Below are 22,207 nucleotides of genomic sequence, written 5' to 3'. Positions count from 1 at the left end.
ACATTCTTAACAATTACCTTACTAATTGTGGGTCATTTGCGGAAGCAAGCTCAAATAAAAAGGACTCACACCGTTGGTTGAGTCCTTCTTTATCAAATCTTAACTGTGACTATCCGGGATGACCATCCACTCTTGGTTTCATCAGCATCATTCCGAATCGCCATACGAACATACCGAAAGCCAGAATCCACAAGGCTGCACTGACATCAATCCAAAGTAGCATGTGTGAAGGGTCAAAAATCACGCCTAAGCTTCTTGCTAATGCCGCTCCAATCACGGCGGCAAAAGCGATGCTCATGTTTGGGCCTTTGTAAATCATGCGACCTGTATGCCCCATGGTCACTCGAGCAATCATCGCTAAGATCAATCCACCCAATGCACCAATAGCAAACAGATGAATTAAGTTGTGGCTCGCAAACGCATTATCCCAACTGCCACGTAGAATCAGACTCAAAGGCAGACACAAATAAGCCACATGTAACGACCACACCAACGGCTCGCTAAGCGTCAGCCAAGGCTTCCAACGCAGGAATCGAACCAACTGCGCCACTCCGGCAAACAACATAAGTGGCTGACCAAGTTCTGCAAATGTCACAGGGAAGAAGCTCAACACAAACAACATAACCAAAGGTAGGTTTGCTAGCCAATCCAACCACAGTAACGGCTGAGCTTTTTCGAAGTTAAAGCGACGGGCTGTGAAAAATGGAATCACTCGTCCACCCATGACGGAAAGCAGCAGAGTGAACCACCAAAGCATCGCTTGCCATACCGCAGACGAGGTAAATGGCGGCATGCCTTTCACCGTTGCGTAACTGGCAAAGTTGGCAAAGATGGCGAGCAAGAATAACGGCACAAAAAACAGATTCCGCCAACCTTTCGCGCGGTAAACACGAATGCCCACTTCGTAGGCCACAAACAGCAAAAACAGCGCTTCAATGCTGCTGGTTAACCAAAGTGGTGCTGGTGTCCAAAGCAATATTCTCGGTGCAAGCCACAATGTAAATATCGCTAACAAGGTGTAGTGTTTCGTGCCGTTAATGCCCGTCCAGTTTTGCACTGCAGTCAGCACAAAGCCCACCACTATTGCCATTGAAAAACCAAACAACATTTCATGAACGTGCCACCACAACGCCGGAACACTCAACGCACTTGGCTGTCCGGTTTGGAACATCCATACCCATACCGCAATTGCGACAACAGCATAAATAGAGCCAAACAGGAAAAACGGTCTAAACCCTAATCGCAGCCATGCAGGGATTTTCTCTTCCACTTTTTTATCGGTGATATTCAGCATTGTGATGCCCTTAAGTACCCATTTGATACCGTTCAAAAATTCTACGCGTTCGATATTAACACAAACATGCATAAAAAATACATGTTATAAAATCAAACTATCCTTTCGAGGTAAAACCTGTGCTTCATACGTTGCTTGGTTGGTAGTGTTTAGGTATAACGGATAACAGTGATTTCGTCGAAGTAAGGGAAGCAATCGAGATGTATATATTTGGCTATGGCAGTTTAATCAATGCCGCCTCGCGCAAGTTAACGGGTCAAACGGGAGAAGCCATCCCAGTCATCGCTCATGGACTGGTGCGCTATTGGGGCAAAGTTGACGACAGCTATATCTTGTCACCCTTGGTTGTGAATGAAGGCGAAGGGCAAGTCAATGGTGTGTTGCTTGAAGTCGACGATCAAGCGCTAGCGGATTTTGACCGACGCGAGCGTGGCTACCATCGCATTCAAATCCGTCCAGATCAGATTGAAACAGAAACCACTTTTAACTCTGAGCACAGCATTTGGGTTTATGTGAAAAACGATCCGTTACCACCCTGCTCACTCAGTCCCATCATGCAAAGCTATGTTGATACGGTGCTCGCTGGATGCTTGGAAGTCTCCCATGCGTTTGCTGAGCACTTCGTTCGCCATACCGTTGGTTGGCATCATGCCAAAGAAAACGACCGCCACCAGCCCAAATACGGCAACTTAGCGGGCGTACAAGATCATCATTATGAGTTGATTGATAACCTAATTAAAAAGGGAGCCTAGTGGCTCCCTTTTGCTATTCATGTTCTGTTTGTGTGAGATTAGAACTTGTAATCAACACCAGCGTATAGGCTGTCGAAATCAAAGTCGATATCGCCACCGCCTTCAACATCGATCGTTACTGTAGAAACACGGTAACCACCAGAGATAATTAGACCTGAAGCGAACTCGTAACCCACTTCTGCACCGTAGTTGAAACCAACATCACTACCGTCAGTTTTCACATTAAGGTTTGCAAGGTTTGATTTAGACTCAAAATCTACACCCATCACACCAAGACCTGCAACTGCACCAACATAAAAACCAGTACCAGAGAATTGGTATTTCGGTTTTGCATTTAGGTTGAAGCCGTAACCATCAACAGTCACTTTTGCCCAGTTACCTGAACCTGATGCCTTTTCTTCAAAGCTACCGTAGTAGACGTATTCGCCCTCTAGTGCCAGTTTGAAGTTTTCTGAGTATTGCAGCTCTTTACCTACCGCAATACCAAGACCCGTTGCTGAAGAGCTTGACGAGTCGCCTTCAACTTTAAGGTCTGAATTTAAAATATCCGCACCAATGTACCAATTACCTTCCGCCTGAACCGACGCCGAAGCAACCACTGCACCTAAAGCCAATAATGGCAATACTTTTTTCATTATAATTTCCCAATTTTTCATGCTGTTAGACAGCTTTTAAAGCGCGGAGATTATAAATAAAGGTGAATATGATTCTATTGATTCATTTATAAAATGAGATCTAAAACATAAATAACTGTTATATAAACAATATATGATTAGATACTAAACGATTCTCACACCAGCAGGCATCGCGCGTTCAGGCGTTAGCAGAACACTTTCTGATTCATCATCGGTTTCGGCACAAAGCAACATGCACTCAGAGGTTTCACCACGCATCTTAGCTTTCGCAAGATTACACAGCACCACCACTTGTTTCCCCATCAACTCTTCTTCTGTGTAGTAAGGCACCAAGCTGGTGACGGTTTGCAGTGTTTTCTCACCGATGTCGATCTGCACGATGTAAAGCTTATCTGCGTTTTCGTGACGAGCCACTTCGATGATTTTTCCGGTGCGAATTTCTAGTTTTGCGAAGTCTGAGTAAGCGATCGTTTCCATTGATTAAAACCTCAAGTAAAATTTTACTAAAACAAACTCTACATTATCAGTTAGTACTTTAAATACAAGAGGTGAAGATCGCATTTTGATGAGCAAAGATCGTGCTGTTTACAATCGTCCTTTACCAAATCTCACTCAACTTCGGCCAACCCCACGCCGTGATCTCTACACCTTTGAATATGTCTTGAAAGCTAAGTGTTTGTCGATGGTGAAGCATCGGACTAACCACACCTTCATAGATCAGCACAGAGCCAAGTTGCTCTAACTTAGTGAGGTAATCTTCCGGAACACTAAACTGTCGAATTTGGTTGACCTCAGCCACCAGCCAGTCGCTGACGTCAGATCCGATCGTGGCGTGCAAAACAGGATCGCTGAGGAAAAACAGTAAAGCCGAGACTTGTCGGTTGTCATCCAAGTTAAAGCTGCTTAGAACAATCTCTTCACTAAAGCCCTCTCCAGACGCTTTTTCAATAAATGCTTCAAACGAATAAACGTTTACTTCAACCTTGATGCCATGTTCCATCAAGATTTGCTCAGCGGCTCTCGCACTGCGTTGAATACCAAGATGGGAATAACAGGCGATTCGGATTGAACTCGGTAGTACTACCTCATCACTTCTCAGGTATTTGACGTTGTGCCAGAAGGGGAAAAAGTTATGTGCGATTTCAGCCCCAAAGGTGGTTCCGTTGCGTTCCAACTGCTGCCAAATGTTCTCACCACTCAAGGCATCACTCAGCCAACGTCGCTGAGCGTGCGATAAGTTAGGATGATTGTGATTGAAAATCATAAACAAACACCCTTCTTCCACGCGATCTTTCGATGCTGTGTGTTTGGCATCGATGATGCGCTCATCCACTTCTTCATCTGGAGAGTTGGTGATGACCTTTTTCGAGTACTGCTCTGTCTTAGGTAAATCGTGGGGGTAATTGGAAGCCTTTGCACCTTCCTTCTTGCCACTGTTTAACGACCAGATGGTGACTTTATCAGTGAGGGAGCGAAATCCGTGAAAGCGCTCATTCGCCACCAAGGTAAGTTTGTTGTTCGTGTGCGATTCCAGAGAGAAAATGCCACAGCCGATGCTGTCGGAGGATAAGTTATTGAGTTGCTCGACAGGCTGTAAAGAGTATTTTAGATCACTCAACAATGCAGCGAAGCCTTTGTCTGGCCGAGTAAGTTGAACGGAAAATCGATAAGGCGACTCAACAGAAACCGCTTCAAGGTGATCGAGTTCATTTTGATAATATGGAAGCTGCTGCCAATGGTTTAGTAGCTTCACCATTAGTTCTGCATCCACTTTACCGCCATGATGAAAGCAAACGGAAGGACGAAGATAAAACGTCCAAGTTCGCCACTCTTCATCGGCTTGCCAATGATGCGCAATGTTTCCGACTAACTCACCTTCAGGTGTCATAGAAACCAAGCAAGCGTGAATTTGACGAATTAAGAAACGCTCGCTGTTTCGTTGCGGTGTGATTGGATTGAGCGTAGCAAAAGAGCGGTTATAGGTGAGTTGTACACTGACTTTGCCTTCTGTCACTTGGGCACCGGAAGTCTGCTTAAGCAGTTGCTCAAACACCACTTGGTCGAAATCAAGAAACTCAAGTGCTCGGTCGTATTTGCTCTCTTTGATCCACTCCAGAGCAATAGAGCGCTTCACCTCTGTATGATCGATGTTACGAATTAAGGTCGAACGTTGGTTACGCCCCACTCTGGGTATCCAAGCGATCCAGTTGAGCGCATTCATCTGCTTGAGAATAGCTCGGGCATGCCTTGGGCTGGTGAACATCTTGTCTGCAATCTCGGCAAGCGTCACCGCGTATTCCTCTCGCAGCTCAAAACTCTCTACACGTTCGTAGTAGCGAAAAAGATTAATACTCTCCAAAACAGGCACTCCAAAACTAAGATTCTGTTCCTTATATTAGCGTTTAATGCCTTCATTCAAGTAAAAAGGTCTAAAAACTTAGTTATCAGGAACAAGAAAAACAAAATTCACTCTGTTTTTTTATGCCTTATTTTTACCCAAAATACTCTTAGATTCTGACGCAGTCCTATGGTTGAGCGATCAAAACAGTGCCCTTCATTCAATTGGTTAAGGCCCTCTATTTTTAGCTCAGCACACCACTTATAAAGCTTTAGCGATAGCAACCAGTTTTTATGTTTATGCTCCAACCCCCGCAAACCATAATCACGATGCTATCGCTAATCTCCCCGCTTCCCACAGTTTATTCATGACTGCGCCACTCAAGATTTTTATCTAACAAGTTGGAGTATTTTTATGTTTGCTAACTTTTTTGCCAACCTTTCTAAGGTCGGTAAGGCGCTCATGTTGCCTATAGCCTCAATGCCCGCGGCGGGTATCCTTTTGGGTATTGGCTCGGCGCAATTTGGGTTCATTCCACCCGTAGTTTCTGAATTGATGGCAGAAGCAGGTGGCGCGGTATTTGGTAACCTGCCGCTTATCTTTGCGCTTGGCGTTGCTATCTCATTTACCAACAATGATGGTGTTGGTGCGGTTGCGGCAGGTATTGGTTATTACGTATTAGTCGCGACGCTAAAAGTCATGGCTGGCGTGCTGGGTGTGGACCATATCGACACAGGTGTGCTCGGCGGCATCATCTCCGGTGCAGTTGGTGCGTATATGTTTAACCGTTTCTATACCATTAAGATGCCAGCTTATTTAGCCTTCTTTGCGGGTAAACGATTTGTCCCGATCGTGACGTCATTTTCTATGCTGTTTTTGGGCATTGCGATTGCCTTTATTTGGCAGCCAATTGGCTCGGGCATTGATTGGTTTGGCACATGGGCAACCGAGCAAAACCCACTGGTCGCATTCTGGGCTTACGGCACCGCGGAACGTGCTCTGATCCCATTTGGTCTGCACCATGTGATTAACGTGATTATTCAGCTTCAAGCCGGTGAGTTTGTGAACGCTGCTGGTCAAGTATTCCATGGAGAGATCCCTCGCTTCTTCGCTGGTGACCCAAATGCGGGCAACCTAGCGGGTGGTTACCTATTCAAGATGTTTGGTCTTCCTGCGGCGGCAATTGCGATTGGCCGTGCAGCAAAACCAGAGAACCGCACCAAAGTTATGGGCATCATGATCTCAGCAGCGCTAACGTCGTTCCTAACTGGTATCACTGAGCCTATCGAGTTTGCGTTCTTGTTCATCTCGCCTGTGCTTTACGTGATTCACGCGATCATTGCGGGTCTGGCTTACCCACTGTGTATCATGCTGGGCGTAAAACATGGCTACAGTTTTAGTGCAGGTCTTATCGACTACGTGACCTTCTTTGGTATTTCGACCAAAGGTTGGATGATCATCCCACTAGGTTTGGCATACGCTGCGCTGTACTACGTTGTGTTCACTTGGTTCATTAAAACGTTCGATCTGAAAACACCAGGGCGTGAAGATCAAGACAGCAGCAAAGCCGTCAATGACACCAGTTCAGAGTTTGCCAGTGAGTTGGTTAGCGCGTTTGGCGGCAAACAAAATATCTTAAGCACCGATGCTTGTATCACTCGTTTGCGAATCCAAGTCGCAGAGCAAGACAAAGTCGACGAAGCAAAATTGAAAGCACTTGGTGCAGCGGGTGTGGTGCGAGTCGGTACAGGCGTACAAGCTATCTTTGGCGGCAACAGCGATGTGTACAAAACTCAAATGGTTGATTGGATGAACAACAACTAGCATTCTGAGCGCCATCTTCTAAGGCCTGTAAAGAGAAAATAGAAACGACAAATCGCGGTCACATCAATGACCGCGATTTTTTGCTTTTATGCGCCTAACCAATACCTCATCTAAGATAACGTTTACACATCACATATATTCAATAAATTCATAGAGTAAGGCCAAATTCATCGCAATATAAAAATGGTGTTGATTGCACTTATTACACAATGGGTGTTTAATACTCCAATTAACGTTTTTAGCCCACGAAAGGTCCCTCATGGCAACAATCAAGGATGTCGCGAAAGAAGCCGGCGTATCGGTCGCGACCGTCTCTCGCGTGATCAATAAATCACCGAAAGCAAGCCAATCTTCTATCGACGCAGTGACGCAAGCAATGAGCAAACTGGGCTACCGTCCAAACGCAGCAGCGCGAGCACTCGTCAGCCAAAGTACCAACACCATGGGCGTGCTTGTGGGTGATGTCTCAGACCCGTTCTTCGGCACACTGGTGAAATCGGTAGATAACGTGGCGCGTGAAAACGGCAAACATATACTGATTGGTAATGGCTACCACAACCCAGAAGACGAACGCCAAGCGCTAGAACTTCTGATCAACAGCCGTTGTGAAGCCATTGTGATTCACTCTAAAGGTCTATCAGATGAAGAACTGATCGGCTACGCCAAAGAAGTCAAAGGCATGGTGTTGATCAACCGCCATATCCCAGAGTTGGCAGAGCGTTGTATCTCTCTTGATAACCGCAAGGGCGCGTACTTAGCGACGGAATATTTGATTCGTCATGGTCACAGCAAGATCGCTTGTATCGCCTCATCCCACGACATCGAAGATACCGACGAACGCTTACAAGGTTACCAAGCAGCACTGAAAGATCACGATATCGAGCTATCAAAAAGCTATGTCGAATATGGCGAGCCAAACAGTGACGGTGGCGAAACAGCCATGACCAATCTGCTGACCAAGTCACTCGCAATCACTGGCGTGGTGGCGTACAACGACTACATGGCAGCAGGTGCGCTGGCGGCGTTAGACCAAAATGGTATCGACGTACCAGAAAAAGTGTCCATGGTTGGCTTCGACGATGGCTTAATTGCTCGCTTCGTCAATCCAAGTTTGACCACGATTCGTTACCCAATCGAAATGATGGCAGAGCGTGCTGCGCGTTTGGCATTAGCGTTATCGCGTGATGAACAAGTGGAAGATGACACCATCATCTTTAGCCCAACTTTAGTGCGCCGTAACTCGGTGGATCGTCTTTAAGATATCGCGCTAGTCAGTGCCAAGAAAGGTTACAAAGTAAAAGCTCTGCCACCGAAGTGACAGAGCTTTTTCTTTTTGGGGTGTTTGTAGAGAGCGTTATTTTGCCAACTTTCGATGAGCTTTTGACCTACTGTGAGCAAAAAGCCTACAGCAACCCAAAAGCTCGAAAATGCTCAGTTTACCTAGAAAGCAAACTGATAAGTGGTGCAGAAGCGGTACTCTTGTTCAGGCTCAAGAATACAGCTTGGCTGCGCCCACTCAGCATGGTTTGGCGAATCTGGTAAAAACTGCGTTTCTAACGCCAGACCCGCGTAATCGTTATATTCGCCGCCACGGCGATTTGGTGCGCCAGCTAACCAGTTGCCCGTGTACAATTGCATCGCAGGCTTGTTTGTTACCACTGACAGGTGCACTTTTTCATCTGGAGAAACCACCAGCGCAACTGGTTTTGAGACATCGCGATGAGCATCAAATAGGTAGCTATGGTCATACCCTTTGGCGGCAACTTGTTGTTCATCTTGTAAGAAGTGTTCTGAAACTGGTTTTTCACTTCTAAAGTCAAATCCAGTGCCTTTCACATCTTGCAGTTCACCCAGCGGAATACCGACCTCAGAGGTTGGTAAGTATTGGCTTGCAACGATGGTTAAGCGATGCGAACGACAATCTAAGTCCGCTTCAGCCCCCAACAAATTGAAGTAAGCATGGTTGGTCAAGTTGATCGGTGTCGCTTTGTCTGTCTTAGCGAAGTACGCAATGCTCACTTGGTTATCATCAGTCAGCGTATACGTCACTTGCACTTCTAGATTGCCCGGAAAACCTTGGTCACCATCTTCAGACAATAAAGAGAACGTCACTTGCTGATTCGAGTGAGACTCAATCTTCCAACGACGTTTATCAAAACCTTCTTCACCACCATGCAGAGAGTTGCCCGCTTGGTTAGTAGACACTTGAAATACTTCGCCATTCACTTCAAAAAGACCATTGGCGATGCGGTTTGCGTAGCGACCAACAGTGACACCCATGTAACACTGTTGCTGCATGAAACTCCCCATCGTCCCCACTCCGAGAAGCACTTCACGCAACTCCCCATTCGCCAAAGGTAAACGACAACTCAGCCATGTCGCGCCAATATCCATAAAGGTAACGCTCATGCCTGTGTTATTTTTCAGTTCGACCACGTTGGCAGGCGCGCCATCAAAGGCGGCCTGCTGTGTCATCGTGATAGTTAATGGCTCAGTCATCTCTCGCTCCTACTGCGTCTTAAAGCACTTTGAACTTAAAGCAATTTTGCACTTAAAGTACTTCGACTAAACCAGCGCCGTTTTTCGCTTGGCACACGTAGATGGATTCTTTTAGACCCGTTGCTGCTTGGTACTTCGCTTCTACCGTTGCTTTCACTTCGTCAACCAATGCTGGCGGTACAATTGCAACGATACAACCACCAAAACCACCGCCCGTCATGCGCACGCCACCTTGCTCACCAATCACTTCTTTCACCATCTCAACTAACGTATCGATTTCTTTGACTGTGATTTCGAAATCATCACGCATGGACGCATGAGACTCGGCCATCAGTTCACCCATACGCTTCATGTCGTGTGCGCGAAGTGCTTGCGCCGCTTCTACCGTGCGGTCGTTTTCTGTGATGACGTGACGAGCACGTTTTGCTACTAGCTCATCAAGTTCAGATACTTTCTCGTTGAACTGTTCAATGGTCACATCACGCAGTGCTTTCACACCGAAAATGCGCGCCGCTTCTTCACACTGCTCACGGCGCGTGTTGTATTCGCTGTCTACCAAACCACGTTTTTTGTTTGAGTTGATGATCACAACGGCCATGTCTTCCGACATTGATACCGCTTCAGTTTCTAGGCTGCGGCAGTCCAACAGCATAGCGTGGTTTTCACGACCTTCTGCCGAAATCATTTGGTCCATAATGCCGCAGTTACAACCAACGAATTCGTTCTCTGCTTGCTGGCCGTTTAGCGCAATTTCCGCTTGGCTGATTTCAAGATTGAATAGCACTTTGAATGTTTGACCAATCACGACTTCCAACGCTGCCGACGAGCTTAAACCCGCACCTTGAGGCACGTTACCGCTAACAGAAATATCCGCACCAGAGAATTGGTAGCCACGAGCAAGAAGACACTTCACCACACCGCGAATGTAGTTCGCCCACATTTTGTCTTGTTGGAATGTGATTTCTTGCGTGATGTCGAACTCATCAACGGCGTTACCGTAATCCACAGAAACTACGCGCACTAGGTTGTCTTCACGCTTCGCTGCTGCCACAACGGTTTGGTAGTTGATCGCACATGGCAGTACAAAACCATCGTTGTAGTCAGTGTGCTCACCAATCAGGTTTACACGACCAGGCGCTTGAATAATGTGGCTTGGTGCGTAACCCAGCACTTGTTCAAAAGAGGTTTTCACATTTTGGATTAGATCAGACATAGGGACGTTCTCTTAAATTATAAATTTGGTATTGGGATAGCGCGTGAGCCTAACTTTCTATCTGTAAAGTCGCGCTATCCCGTTATTCGTTATCAGTCTACTTTGAGGCGTTATTGCTCTTTGTAGTGCACATCGCTTAGGTCACGCAGACGCTGCGCCGCTTGTTCTGCGGTTAGGTCGCGTTGGCTTTCAGCCAGCATTTCATAACCAACCATGAACTTACGAACCGTTGCACTACGTAGCAGTGGCGGGTAGAACAATGCATGCAGTTGCCAATGGTCGATATCGGTACCTTCTTCAAAGAACGGCGCGTAATGCCAGCCCATTGAGTAAGGGAAAGAGCATTGAAATAGGTTGTCGTAACGGCTAGTTAGCTTTTTGATTGCAACCGCAAGGTCATCGCGTTGCTCATCGGTTAGCTCACTCATTCGACGAATGTGCGTTTTAGGCAGTAGCATGGTTTCGAATGGCCACGCCGCCCAGTAAGGCACAACAGCAACCCAATGTTCAGTCTCAACCACGGTGCGTGAACCATCTTTAAGTTCAGCTTGCACGTAATCCACCAGCAAGTTGCTGCCATGCTCTTGGTAGTACGCTTTTAAGTTGTGTTCTTTGCGCTCGATTTCGTTTGGCAAGAAGCTGTTTGCCCAGATTTGACCGTGCGGGTGAGGCTGAGAACAACCCATGGTCTCACCCTTGTTCTCGAATGCTTGAACCCAAACGTAGTCTTTACCCAACTCTTCGATTTGATCATTCCACGTGTCAATCACGCCACGGATTTTGTCGACCGGTAGTTCAGGCAAGGTTTTGCTGTGATCAGGCGAGAAACAAATCACTCGGCTCAAACCGCGCACACCTTGAGTTTTGAACAGAGGGTTGTCTGACTCAGGTGCATCTGGAGAGTCCACCATCAGTGCGGCGAAGTCATTTTGGAACACGTACGTGCCTTGGTAATCTGGGTTTACATCACCAGAAATACGCTCGTTGGTTGGGCAAAGGAAACACTTCTCGTCGTAGCTTGGTAGCTCATCAATCGCAGGTTTCTCGTCAGCACCACTCCAAGGGCGTTTTGCACGATGCGGTGACACCAAAATCCACTGACCCGTTAGTGGGTTGTAACGACGGTGTGGGTGATCCACTGGGTTAAATTCAACATTCGACATCTTACTTACTCAACTTTTAAAATTTCTTTCATCTGCATTCCCCAATGAAATTGGAGTTGCAGCTAGGCGGTCAATCAACAACGCTGCAGCTTCAATTACGCAGGGGAATAGCCTTGCGGGTTGTTTGACTGCCACTTCCACGTATCTGCCGTCATTTCCGCAACACTGCGCGTCGCTTTCCAGCCAAGGTCTCGCTCCGCTTTATCTGTACTTGCCCAGCATTCTGCAATGTCACCCGGGCGACGAGGACAAAGCTCGTAAGGCACTGGATTACCGCAAGCCGTTGCGAACGCTTCTACCATCTCAAGCACACTAGAGCCTTTGCCCGTGCCTAGGTTGTAAATGTGCAAACCTGCTTTTTCACCGACCGATTTCAGCGCTGCAATATGGCCATCAGCCAAATCCATCACGTGGATGTAATCACGCACGCCTGTGCCATCCGGTGTCGGGTAGTCATTGCCAAATACCGACAGTTTTTCGCGGCGGCCTACTGCCACTTGCGCGATAAACGGCATCAAGTTGTTTGGGATGCCCTGAGGGTCTTCACCCATAGTGCCCGATGGATGCGCACCAACTGGGTTGAAGTAGCGCAGCAAAGTCACGCTCCAGTCGTTTTCTGCGTTGAACAAATCGCTCAAGCACTCTTCCACCATGTACTTGCTGCGACCGTATGGGTTAGTGGTCGCCCCCGTTGGAGAGTCTTCCGTAATCGGCACAATGTCAGGATCGCCGTAAACCGTTGCCGATGAGCTAAATACAATGCTTTTCACGCCCGCCTTACGCATACTGCGCGCCAACACCAATGAGCCATTCACATTGTTGTCGTAGTATTCCAGTGGTTTCGCGACAGATTCGCCCACCGCTTTCAGGCCAGCAAAGTGAATCACAGCTTGAATGTCATGCTTGGCAAATACTGAGTCCAAAAAGGCTTCATCGCGAATGTCGCCTTGGTAGAAAGCCGGTTGCTTACCGGTTAGCGCTTCAATGCGGCTTAACACTTCCACTTTGGCATTACACAAATTGTCGACAATGATTGGCTCCATACCTGCTTCAATCATCTGGACACATGTGTGACTGCCGATGTACCCCATACCGCCTGTGACAAGAACTTTCACTTTTGCTTCTCCACTTTTGCTGCTCGATGCTTGGAAATGGGTTGAGCCTGATCACCAAGCAAATTCGCTCATCTCTTAACTGGCTAAAAGTCTACCAATCAAAACCGATCCAGATCCGTGATCAAACTCAAAATAGTGTAAACGTTTCCACAAAATTACATCACGATTCAAAATCAATAAAAATAAAGAAAGTTGGGTTAGAGCAGAAAAATGGGAAAGATTTATGACACTTACATGTATAAACGTTTACACAATGTAAGAAAAACATGGTGATTCACGCAAACCAGAAAGATGATTTTCCGCAATCGATACCTGACATTGCTCTTACAAAAGGAGAGATAAAGCCCGCTACAGTAGCCCCGCCCCAAATGTAACCTTTTGTAACAAGACTCGAATCGCGTCTTTTCCTTTTATCGGGGCATGCAAAGAATAAAAACAAATCTGAAGGGCCCTCATGCTACGCAAGCGAAATGAATTTCGAGACCACAACCAAGAAGTGCGGTTGTTTAAGAACCGTGCCATCGTTGCCTTCCTCGGCATGGTTATTTTGCTGGGTGGATTGGTCGCGAACCTGTACAACTTGCAGGTTAACCACTTTAAAGATTATCAAACTCGTTCTAACGACAACCGAATCAAAATTCTGCCTATCGCGCCAACACGCGGCTTGATCTACGACCGAAATGGCGTATTGCTGGCGGAGAACCGCCCGGTTTACAACCTTGACATGATCCCAGAGCAAGCAGGCGATCCGGATGCTCTGATTGAAAAGTTGCGTCATTACGTCGACATCACCCCAGAACAAGTCGACGCTTTTAAAAAACGCTACAAGCACACTCGCCGCTTTCGTTCTGTCACCATCATGAATGAGCTGAATGACGAACAAGTCGCGCGCTTTTCTGTTCATCAGCATGAGTTTAATGGCGTGTTTGTGACTGCCGACCTCAAGCGTTTTTATCCTTACGGTGAAAAGCTGACGCACGTCCTAGGTTACGTTTCGCACATCAACGACCGAGATTTACGTCGCCTTGATGAAGAAGGCAAAGCGCAGAACTATCAAGCAACACAAAACATCGGCAAGTTGGGCGTTGAGCGCTACTACGAAGACCTTCTCCATGGCACCAAGGGCTATGAAGAAGTCGAAGTAAACAGCCGCGGCCGTGTCATTCGCACCATCAAATACGTTCCACCGATTCCGGGTAAAGACATCGTGCTAAACCTTGATATCGAGTTACAAGAATACGTCTACAAAGAGCTCGACCATCGCCAAGGTAGTGCAGTGGTGCTCGACCCACGAGACAACAGCGTACTCGCAATGGCATCTAGCCCAAGCTATGACCCCAACCCATTTGTGAACGGCATTTCCAGCAAAGCGTACCGATCACTATTGAACGATCCTGCTCACCCCTTGGTAAACCGCACGACGCTTGGTGTTTACCCTCCGGCTTCAACCGTAAAACCATTTATGGCAGTGGCGGGGCTTGAGGAACATGTGATTACGCCAACGACGGTGCGTAACGATCACGGTTCTTGGCGTATTCCTGGCTCGAAACCGAATTCAAAAGCATGGCGAGATTGGAAACGTTGGGGGCATGGTAATGTTGATGTAACTAAGGCAATTGAAGAATCCGTGGACTCTTTCTTCTACCAAACCGCCTTTGACCTTGGCATCGACCGCATCTCAAAATGGATGAACAAGTTCGGCTTTGGCTTGCCAACCGGCATCGATATTTATGAAGAGAGCAGTGCGAACATGCCGACTCGCGAATGGAAAGTCGCACGCCACCGCACGCCTTGGTATCAGGGTGATACTGTGCCAATCGGTATTGGTCAAGGTTATTGGACAGCCACGCCAATGCAAATCGCCAAAGCGACTTCGTTCCTTATCAACCATGGTGAAATGAAAGCACCTCACCTACTTAAAGCCGTGATTGAGCATGGTGAAGAGTTTGAAAATCAAGTCGACGTTGCACCGAAAGATCTGCCGCCAATTGAAGGTGTGCCTGATAAATACTGGGATATTCCAATCAACGCGATGCGCTTGGTAAACAATGGCGCACATGGTTCTGGCCGCCGTGCATTTAAGGGCGCAGAGTACAGCAGCGGTGGTAAATCGGGGACGGCGCAGGTATTTGGCTTGCGTAAAGACGAAGTCTACAACTCGAAAAAGCTTGCTAACCACCTGCTTGACCATGCGTTGTTCACTGCCTTTGCACCGTACGACCATCCAAAATACGTAGCGACCGTTGTGATTGAGCATGGTAACGGTGGTTCAAAAGTCGGGGCACCATTCATTCGTCATGTGTTTGACCACTTGCTTGTCGACCCAGATAAAACCAAAGGTAAAAAGTCTTAGGTTTAACCTTACCACCCTACCACTCGTGTTAAGTGGTAATGATAAATAACAGAGCCCGAACGGATTGTCCTAGCCGTTCGGGCTTTTGTTTGCTTAAAAATTCTGCTTCTCACGTTGATCGCTTCATTTCACTCCTCGCACAGTTTTACTAAAAATTTGTGCATCCATAAGTAGCTGTTTACAATGGTGGGATTATTGCTTATCTCACTGGGACAGTGAGCTTTGCCAACGGGAAGTGAACATGGCAACACTAAAAGATATCGCTACAGAAGCAGGCGTCTCACTTGCAACCGTCTCACGCGTGTTGAATGACGATCCGACTCTGAGCGTAAAAGAAGAAACCAAACACCGCATCTTAGAGATTGCTGAAAAGCTGGAATACCGCACCAGCAGTTCGAAAAAAGCCACCAAAGAGGCGAAACAAAAACACCACTTTTTAGCCTTGTACAACTACAAGCAAGAAGCAGAGGTGAATGACCCCTACTACTTGTCGATTCGTCACGGGATTGAAACCCAGTGCGATAGATTGGGCATTACATTAACCAACTGCTACGACAGTGTCATTGATGTCGAAACGCAAAAGATCACCGGCATCCTTTTAGTTGGTAAAACCGACAAAGCGATCATCAATAAACTACCTAAGCGCCTCGCAGACAGCATTTGTTATATCGACTTCTCAGACAGCGACAGCGTGTACGACAGTGTTGATATCGATCTTGCTCGCATCAGTAAGCAGGTTGTCGACTTCTTCGTCGAACAAGGTTATCAGCGCATTGGTTTCATTGGCGGACAAGACGAGCCCAACACGGCGGACATTCGTGAAAACGCGTTTGTGGAATACGGTAGCCTAAAAGGTGTTGTATCAGAGAACGACATTTACCGCGGCGATTTTTCTAGCCTATCGGGTTACGACTTAGCCAAAGCGATGTTGGCAAAAGGCGACTTTCCAACAGCACTCTTTATCGCATCAGACTCGATTGCGATTGGGGTTTTACGTGCCATCCATGAGTTCGGTTTGAACATTCCACAAGACATTGCTCTTATTAGTGTGAATGACATTCCAACCGCGCGCTTTACCTTCCCACCGCTCTCTACTGTACGAATTCACTCAGAGATGATGGGCATACAAGGGGTAAACTTATTGGTAGAAAAATACCGCGATGGTCGTGCGCTGCCATTGCAAGTTCACGTACCAAGCAAACTCAAACTGCGCGGCACGACTAAGTAGTTCTCCCTCTTAACTCCTATTTTATAAAGCACTGAATCCTCAGTGCTTTTTTATTTCCTTTCTCTAAATCCCCGTTATTTTTTACTCGTTTTACCCAGCAAATAAGCTTGGGATGCTATTCCTTTACGCTGATCACATCTTGCTCACCAATCACGTATTAAAACGTGATCAAGTTAAAGTTAAACGTTTTCACTAATTTATTTTAGTAAAATTTTTACTAATATCTTTCCCAGATAACTCATAAGCCTTTTCACAATACATCGGCTGCATTTCTTTTGGGCAGATTCGACGCTGACGATACCGCGTCGAAATGACCAAGCTAAGCCGAGGGGAGAACAAACGTGAACAACTGGGAAAACTTCCTTCACCTACATGAGAACCGTATGGCACCACGTGCTTACTTCTTCTCATACGATTCAGTTAAAAACGCACAAACGTTCCAACGCGAGCTGAGCAGCCGCTTTAAACTGCTGAGTGGTCAATGGACATTCAACTACTTCACTAACCCGCTTTTGGTACCTGAAGCGTTTTACTCTCAAAAAATGGAAGATTGGGGACGCATTACCGTTCCGAACATGTGGCAAATGGAAGGCCACGGTGACCTTCAATACACTGACGAAGGTTTCCCATTCCCTATCGACGTACCGTTTGTCCCAACCGACAACCCAACTGGCGCATACCAACGCACTTTCACGCTTGGCCAGCAATGGGACAACAAACAAACCATCATCAAATTTGATGGCGTTGAAACTTACTTCGAGGTTTACGTAAACGGTCATTACGTTGGCTTTAGCAAAGGCAGTCGCTTGACTGCTGAGTTCGACATTTCTTCTTACGTTCAACAAGGTGAGAACTTATTGTCTGTGCGCGTCATGCAATGGGCAGATTCGACTTACATTGAAGACCAAGATATGTGGTGGACGGCGGGTATCTTCCGTGATGTTTACCTTGTCGGAAAAGAGCACGTTCACGTCCAAGATCTGACTGTCCGTACTGATTTCGCCGACGATTATCAAAGTGCCACTTTAAGCTGCCAAGTTGAGCTAGAAAACCTGTCTACTGCGGCTGCTTCTGGTTACATGCTGGAATACTCGCTCCAAGACAAAGGTAAAGTGATTGATAGTGGCCAATGTGATGCACTGACTATCCAAGACAACAGCCAAACAAACTTTGCCATTGATGTAGTGAACCCAACCCATTGGACAGCGGAAAACCCATACCTGTACCAACTGTTCATCACGTTAAAAGATGCACAAGGCAATGTGATTGAGGTGATCCCGCAGCGCGTTGGCTTCCGTGACATCAAAGTGCGTGATGGTCTGTTCTACATCAACAACCAATACGTGATGCTGCACGGTGTGAACCGCCACGATAACGACCACCTAAAAGGTCGTGCAGTTGGCATGGAGCGTATCGAGAAAGATCTGATTTTGATGAAGCAACACAACATCAACTCAGTTCGCACCGCGCACTACCCTAATGACCCACGCTTCTACGAACTGTGTGACATTTACGGCTTGTTCGTAATGGCAGAAACCGACGTAGAAACCCACGGCTTCGCGAACGTTGGCGATCTCAGCCGCATCACCAACGACGCTGCATGGGAAAGTGTGTTTGTAGACCGCGCAGAACGCCACGTTCATGCCCAAAAGAACCACCCTTCCATCATCATGTGGTCACTGGGTAATGAGTCCGGTTACGGCTGCAATATCCGCGCAATGTACGACGCAACCAAAGCGATTGATGACACCCGTTTGGTGCATTACGAAGAAGACCGTGATGCAGAAGTTGTCGACGTGATTTCTACCATGTACTCACGTGCGCAGCTCATGAATCACTTTGGGGAGCACCCACACGAGAAACCACGCATCATTTGTGAATACGCACACGCAATGGGTAATGGCCCTGGCGGTCTAACGGAATACCAAAACGTGTTCTATGCGCACGACCACATTCAAGGTCACTACGTATGGGAATGGTGTGATCACGGCGTATTAGCACGTGATGAAAACGGCCAAGAGTTTTACAAATACGGCGGTGATTACGGCGATTACCCGAATAACTACAACTTCTGTATGGATGGTTTGATTTACCCAGATCAAACACCAGGACCGGGCTTGAAAGAGTACAAACAAGTCATCGCTCCAGTGAAAATTCAAGCCGTAGAAGGTACGACAAACACCTTCACCGTAGAGAACAAATTGTGGTTTACCAACCTTGATGATTACACCATCACAGCGGATATCCGATCGGAAGGTGAAACGCTGCGCAGCGTGCAGTTTAAGGTCGAAGAACTTGCTGCAAACAGCGCGCGTGAAATCACAATTAATCTGCCAGAACTGGACGAGCGTGAAGCCTTTATCAACTTCACCGTGCGTAAAGACAGCCGCACTTTGTACAGCGAAGCGAACCACGACATCGCGGTGTACCAATTCCAACTGAAAGAGAACACAGCAAGCGAAGCCGAATTTGTTAGCCACAATGCACAAGCGTTAGTCACCTCAGAAAGCCGCTTGGAACATGTGATTGAAGGTCACAACTTCACTCTGACCTTCTCTAAAGTCAACGGCAAGCTGACCTCTTGGCGCGTCAATGGTGAAGAGCTGATTCAGTCAGAACCTAGACTGAACTTCTTCAAGCCAATGATTGATAACCACAAACAAGAATACGAAGGTTTGTGGCACCCAGCACACTTGCAAATCATGCAAGAGCACTTCCGCACGCTACAAGTCGAAGCTACGGATGAATCGGTTTCGATTACGACCACCAGCATCATTGCGCCTCCTGTGTTCGATTTTGGCATGCGCAGTACCTACCGCTACCAAATCAACGCACAAGGTCACTTGAATGTGGAACTGAGCGGTGAACGCTATGGCGATTACCCGCACGTTATCCCTGTAATTGGCTTGGATTTGGGCATTAACGGCAGCTTTGACCAAGTGAGTTACTACGGTCGTGGCCCTGAAGAAAACTACCAAGACAGCCGCCAAGCGAACTTGATTGATGTTTACCACAGCACGGTAGCCGACATGTTTGAGAACTACCCGTTCCCACAAAACAACGGCAACCGCCAACACGTTCGTTGGGCATCACTGACGAATCGCCACGGCACGGGGTTGTTGGTGAAACCACAGCAAGAAATCAACTTCAGTGCTTGGTTCTACACCAACCAAAACCTGCACGAAGCACAACACACCATTGAGCTAGAAAAGAGCGGCTACATCACGCTCAACCTTGACCATCAAGTGATGGGACTGGGCTCAAACTCATGGGGCAGCGAAGTGCTTGATTCATACCGCGTGTACATGGACGAGTTCCGCTATGGGCTAACACTGATGCCACTTCAAGCGGGCGATTGCAGTGCACAGGCCATGGCAAACCATGATTTCGACAATGCGTTCTTTACTCAACCTAATACTCAAACAGCAAACGAGGCGTAATCCATGATCGTGTTAGACAACTTAGAACAATTCAAAGTCGTGTACCGCGACGGTCGTAAATGGAACCGCTGCGTGGAAGCGATTGAGAACATCGCCAACATCAAAGACGGCGTGATGTATTCGATTGGTGACTCTCTGGTTTACATGATTGAAGACGGGACAAAACAAACCGACCTGTTTGAAGGTAACCGCCGCTACTTCGATGTGCATTACTACCTAGAAGGTCGCGAAACAGTGGAGTTCGCCGACAAATCCGATTTACGCCTAGAGCAAGCATACCGAGATGAAACTGACCGCGAATTTCTCTCTGGTCAAGGTGAGACTCGTGAGCTTTGCGAAGGCCAAGTGGCAATTTTTGATAACGATAAAGCGTACCGCTTCCACGGTGACAACCGAGTAAGAAAAGTGGTGCTCAAAGTGACCATCGAAGATGGCTATTTCCTAAATAAATAACGGCTTACAGGCAAGGCCAGACAACGCGTCTGGCCTAACAACAAAATAATTAAATAAACCCAAAGTAATTCAGATCACAGATCAGTTGTAGACCTCAGCAATCCCACGCGATTACGAATAATATTCGCCCAAGGATGATAAAACGGTCAATAGCACTATCACTGAGTTACGAAGGGAATTGACGTGATTCATCGGAGGACTCTATGTCTGAATCTATGCGTGGCACCATTGGCAAATTCGCCTTGCTGTCGATGACATTTGCGGCGGTATTTAACGTCCGTAACATCGTGAACAACAACATTGAGCTTGGCCTTAGCTCTGCCCCTATCTTCCTTTTCGCGACGATCGTTTACTTCATTCCATTTGTATTCATCATTGCGGAGTTCGTTTCGGCGAACAAAAACTCTGAGTCAGGCATGTACGACTGGCTTAAACAACCACTTGGCTCTAAAGCGGCTTACCTAGGTTCGTTCCTCTACTGGTTCGTGAACCTATTCTGGTTTGTGTCTCTGCTACCAAACGTGATTGCTTACGCGTCTTACGCGATGCTTGGTTACGAATACACCTTCTCACCAATGGTGACGTCGGTGATCTCGATTGTTCTGTTCGCAGCGGCGACCCACATTTCAACCAAAGGCGCATCTTGGTTGGGCAAAATTTCTGAGCTGGTTGCTTACGGTGTGTTTGCCCTATTCGGCATTTACGTTCTCGGCGCGCTAATGGCATTAGGCGGCGACACTTACACGCCAGCTGATCCAATCACGCTAGAAGCAATGAGCCCAACCATTAACTGGGCGACGCTAGGCATTATGTGTTGGATCTTCCAAGCAGCAGGCGGTGCAGAAACCGCAGCGGCTTACCTGAAAGACGTAAAAGGCGGCCAAAAAGCCTTCATCAAAGTGATCATCATGGCGGGCATCTTGATTGGTGCGATGTACGCTATTGGCTCACTTTTGGTGAACGTGTTCGTTCCGCGTGAAGACTTAACATACGCTGGCGGCATGGTAGAAATCTTTACCGGTATGGCGCAATACTTCGACATTTCAACAGTATTGGTTGGCCGCTTCGTTGGTATCATCTTGTTCATCGCGATGTTTGGCTCAATGATGATGTGGACTGCAGCACCAGTAAAAATTCACTTCTCTGAAATTCCAAAAGGTGTGTACGGCGAGAAAACCACAGAGCTGAACGAACACGGTGTTCCAGTACGTGCAGCATGGTGGCAATTCGCGTTCGTTGTGGTGATGCTGATCGTCAACGGCTTTGGTTCAGAATCCGTGCAAGACATGATGAACCAAGCGATCAACCTAACGGCGGGTACGGCGATGCTACCGCCAATCTTCATCATGATTGCGTACTTTGTGTTCCGTCTAAAACACGACGATACACCGCGCGACTTCCGTATGGGTTCACGCAAAGTGGGCATGAGTGTGGTGTCGGTACTGATTGTCATCTTCGTGGTGAGCATGACCGCCTCGGCATTCCCTACAGGTGTTGATTTGGTACGTGCGTTCTTCATCAACGTGTTTATGACTGCCGTCTTCTCTGCTCTGGCTTGGTGGTGGATCTCTCGCTTTGAAAAGAAGCAAGCTATCAAACAACAAGCAACGCAAGAAAAGGCACAAGAGCCAGTAACGCAATCATAAATAAGCGTTAATCCCCCTCTTATTCAAAGAGCATCTTCGTGATGCTCTTTTTGCTTTTGTCCTGCTTCCCCTGCAAAACCACCACTCTTCAAGCGCATTCTAGGGCGTAATTACATAGCAAAAACCATCATTCCCCCTTCCTATATAACCGTTCTCAATCCATAAAAACGACAAGTAAAACTTTACTAAATATCGATCACAATTTAACTATAGAGCATTTAATCAAATATCATTTGATCGATAAAATTGATCCC

At 47.1% G+C, this 22,207-nt stretch carries 16 protein-coding genes; 8 read left to right on the top strand and 8 right to left on the bottom strand.

From position 1 onward, the window contains the following. Positions 1 to 109: 109 nt before the first annotated feature. Positions 110 to 1,294: an NnrS family protein gene (locus tag ACLIIY_RS02210; RefSeq protein ID WP_045369871.1), complete on the bottom strand. Its 1,185-nt coding sequence runs from the start codon at positions 1,292 to 1,294 to the stop codon at positions 110 to 112. Between the two features lie 200 nt (positions 1,295 to 1,494). On the opposite strand from ACLIIY_RS02210, the gene ACLIIY_RS02205 reads away from it, so the two are divergent. Then, positions 1,495 to 2,046, top strand: coding sequence for a gamma-glutamylcyclotransferase family protein (locus ACLIIY_RS02205; RefSeq protein WP_045480422.1), 552 nt, complete (start codon positions 1,495 to 1,497; stop codon positions 2,044 to 2,046). A 38-nt stretch (positions 2,047 to 2,084) separates the two neighbouring features. On the opposite strand, the gene ACLIIY_RS02200 is transcribed toward ACLIIY_RS02205, so the two are convergent. The 3 genes from ACLIIY_RS02200 to ACLIIY_RS02190 all read right to left on the bottom strand — a co-directional run bounded on the left by ACLIIY_RS02200 (position 2,085) and on the right by ACLIIY_RS02190 (position 5,049). Further along, positions 2,085 to 2,681 (bottom strand): outer membrane beta-barrel protein, encoded by a 597-nt coding sequence (locus ACLIIY_RS02200; RefSeq protein WP_005436574.1) that lies wholly within the window; start codon positions 2,679 to 2,681, stop codon positions 2,085 to 2,087. A 144-nt stretch (positions 2,682 to 2,825) separates the two neighbouring features. Next, the gene (locus ACLIIY_RS02195; RefSeq protein WP_005436572.1) at positions 2,826 to 3,158 is read right to left on the bottom strand and encodes a tRNA-binding protein; all 333 of its coding nucleotides are present in this window, start codon (positions 3,156 to 3,158) and stop codon (positions 2,826 to 2,828) included. A gap of 121 nt (positions 3,159 to 3,279) precedes the next feature. After that, entirely contained in the window at positions 3,280 to 5,049 is a 1,770-nt protein-coding gene (locus ACLIIY_RS02190) for an SgrR family transcriptional regulator (RefSeq protein WP_434528058.1), read from the bottom strand. A gap of 384 nt (positions 5,050 to 5,433) precedes the next feature. Here ACLIIY_RS02190 and ptsG point away from each other — a divergent pair, with 384 nt between their 5' ends. Together ptsG and ACLIIY_RS02180 are read left to right on the top strand one after the other, a co-directional pair. After that, entirely contained in the window at positions 5,434 to 6,843 is a 1,410-nt protein-coding gene (ptsG, locus tag ACLIIY_RS02185) for a PTS glucose transporter subunit IIBC (RefSeq protein ID WP_038879045.1), read from the top strand. Between the two features lie 259 nt (positions 6,844 to 7,102). Further along, positions 7,103 to 8,101, top strand: coding sequence for a substrate-binding domain-containing protein (locus ACLIIY_RS02180; RefSeq protein ID WP_042603189.1), 999 nt, complete (start codon positions 7,103 to 7,105; stop codon positions 8,099 to 8,101). Between the two features lie 182 nt (positions 8,102 to 8,283). On the opposite strand, the gene galM is transcribed toward ACLIIY_RS02180, so the two are convergent. The 4 genes from galM to galE all read right to left on the bottom strand — a co-directional run bounded on the left by galM (position 8,284) and on the right by galE (position 12,833). After that, on the bottom strand, positions 8,284 to 9,342 hold the full coding sequence (gene galM / locus ACLIIY_RS02175) for a galactose-1-epimerase (RefSeq protein ID WP_434528057.1): 1,059 nt from the start codon (positions 9,340 to 9,342) through the stop codon (positions 8,284 to 8,286). A gap of 52 nt (positions 9,343 to 9,394) precedes the next feature. Then, the gene (galK, locus tag ACLIIY_RS02170) at positions 9,395 to 10,555 is read right to left on the bottom strand and encodes a galactokinase (protein WP_434528056.1); all 1,161 of its coding nucleotides are present in this window, start codon (positions 10,553 to 10,555) and stop codon (positions 9,395 to 9,397) included. 110 nt (positions 10,556 to 10,665) lie between these two features. Next, positions 10,666 to 11,718 (bottom strand): UDP-glucose--hexose-1-phosphate uridylyltransferase, encoded by a 1,053-nt coding sequence (locus ACLIIY_RS02165; protein WP_009707482.1) that lies wholly within the window; start codon positions 11,716 to 11,718, stop codon positions 10,666 to 10,668. Between the two features lie 95 nt (positions 11,719 to 11,813). Further along, positions 11,814 to 12,833: a UDP-glucose 4-epimerase GalE gene (galE, locus tag ACLIIY_RS02160; protein WP_020193937.1), complete on the bottom strand. Its 1,020-nt coding sequence runs from the start codon at positions 12,831 to 12,833 to the stop codon at positions 11,814 to 11,816. 454 nt (positions 12,834 to 13,287) lie between these two features. On the opposite strand from galE, the gene mrdA reads away from it, so the two are divergent. The 5 genes from mrdA (at position 13,288) to ACLIIY_RS02135 (ending at position 21,953) form a co-directional block, all read left to right on the top strand. After that, a complete protein-coding gene (gene mrdA / locus ACLIIY_RS02155) occupies positions 13,288 to 15,186 on the top strand; it encodes a penicillin-binding protein 2 (protein WP_020193936.1) in 1,899 nt (632 codons plus the stop codon). 241 nt (positions 15,187 to 15,427) lie between these two features. Further along, the gene (gene ebgR, locus ACLIIY_RS02150; RefSeq protein ID WP_005427451.1) at positions 15,428 to 16,414 is read left to right on the top strand and encodes a transcriptional regulator EbgR; all 987 of its coding nucleotides are present in this window, start codon (positions 15,428 to 15,430) and stop codon (positions 16,412 to 16,414) included. 341 nt (positions 16,415 to 16,755) lie between these two features. Next, positions 16,756 to 19,854, top strand: coding sequence for a beta-galactosidase subunit alpha (ebgA, locus tag ACLIIY_RS02145; RefSeq protein ID WP_434528055.1), 3,099 nt, complete (start codon positions 16,756 to 16,758; stop codon positions 19,852 to 19,854). A 3-nt stretch (positions 19,855 to 19,857) separates the two neighbouring features. Then, on the top strand, positions 19,858 to 20,307 hold the full coding sequence (locus ACLIIY_RS02140) for a beta-galactosidase subunit beta (RefSeq protein ID WP_009707487.1): 450 nt from the start codon (positions 19,858 to 19,860) through the stop codon (positions 20,305 to 20,307). A 203-nt stretch (positions 20,308 to 20,510) separates the two neighbouring features. Further along, entirely contained in the window at positions 20,511 to 21,953 is a 1,443-nt protein-coding gene (locus ACLIIY_RS02135; RefSeq protein ID WP_434528054.1) for an amino acid permease, read from the top strand. The last annotated feature ends 254 nt before the right edge of the window (positions 21,954 to 22,207 follow it).

This window comes from Vibrio sp. K4, assembly GCF_051122595.1.
GTDB lineage: Bacteria > Pseudomonadota > Gammaproteobacteria > Enterobacterales > Vibrionaceae > Vibrio > Vibrio owensii.
The sequence above is the reverse complement of the archived record's forward strand: the minus strand, read 5'-3'. Positions and strand labels throughout refer to the sequence as shown.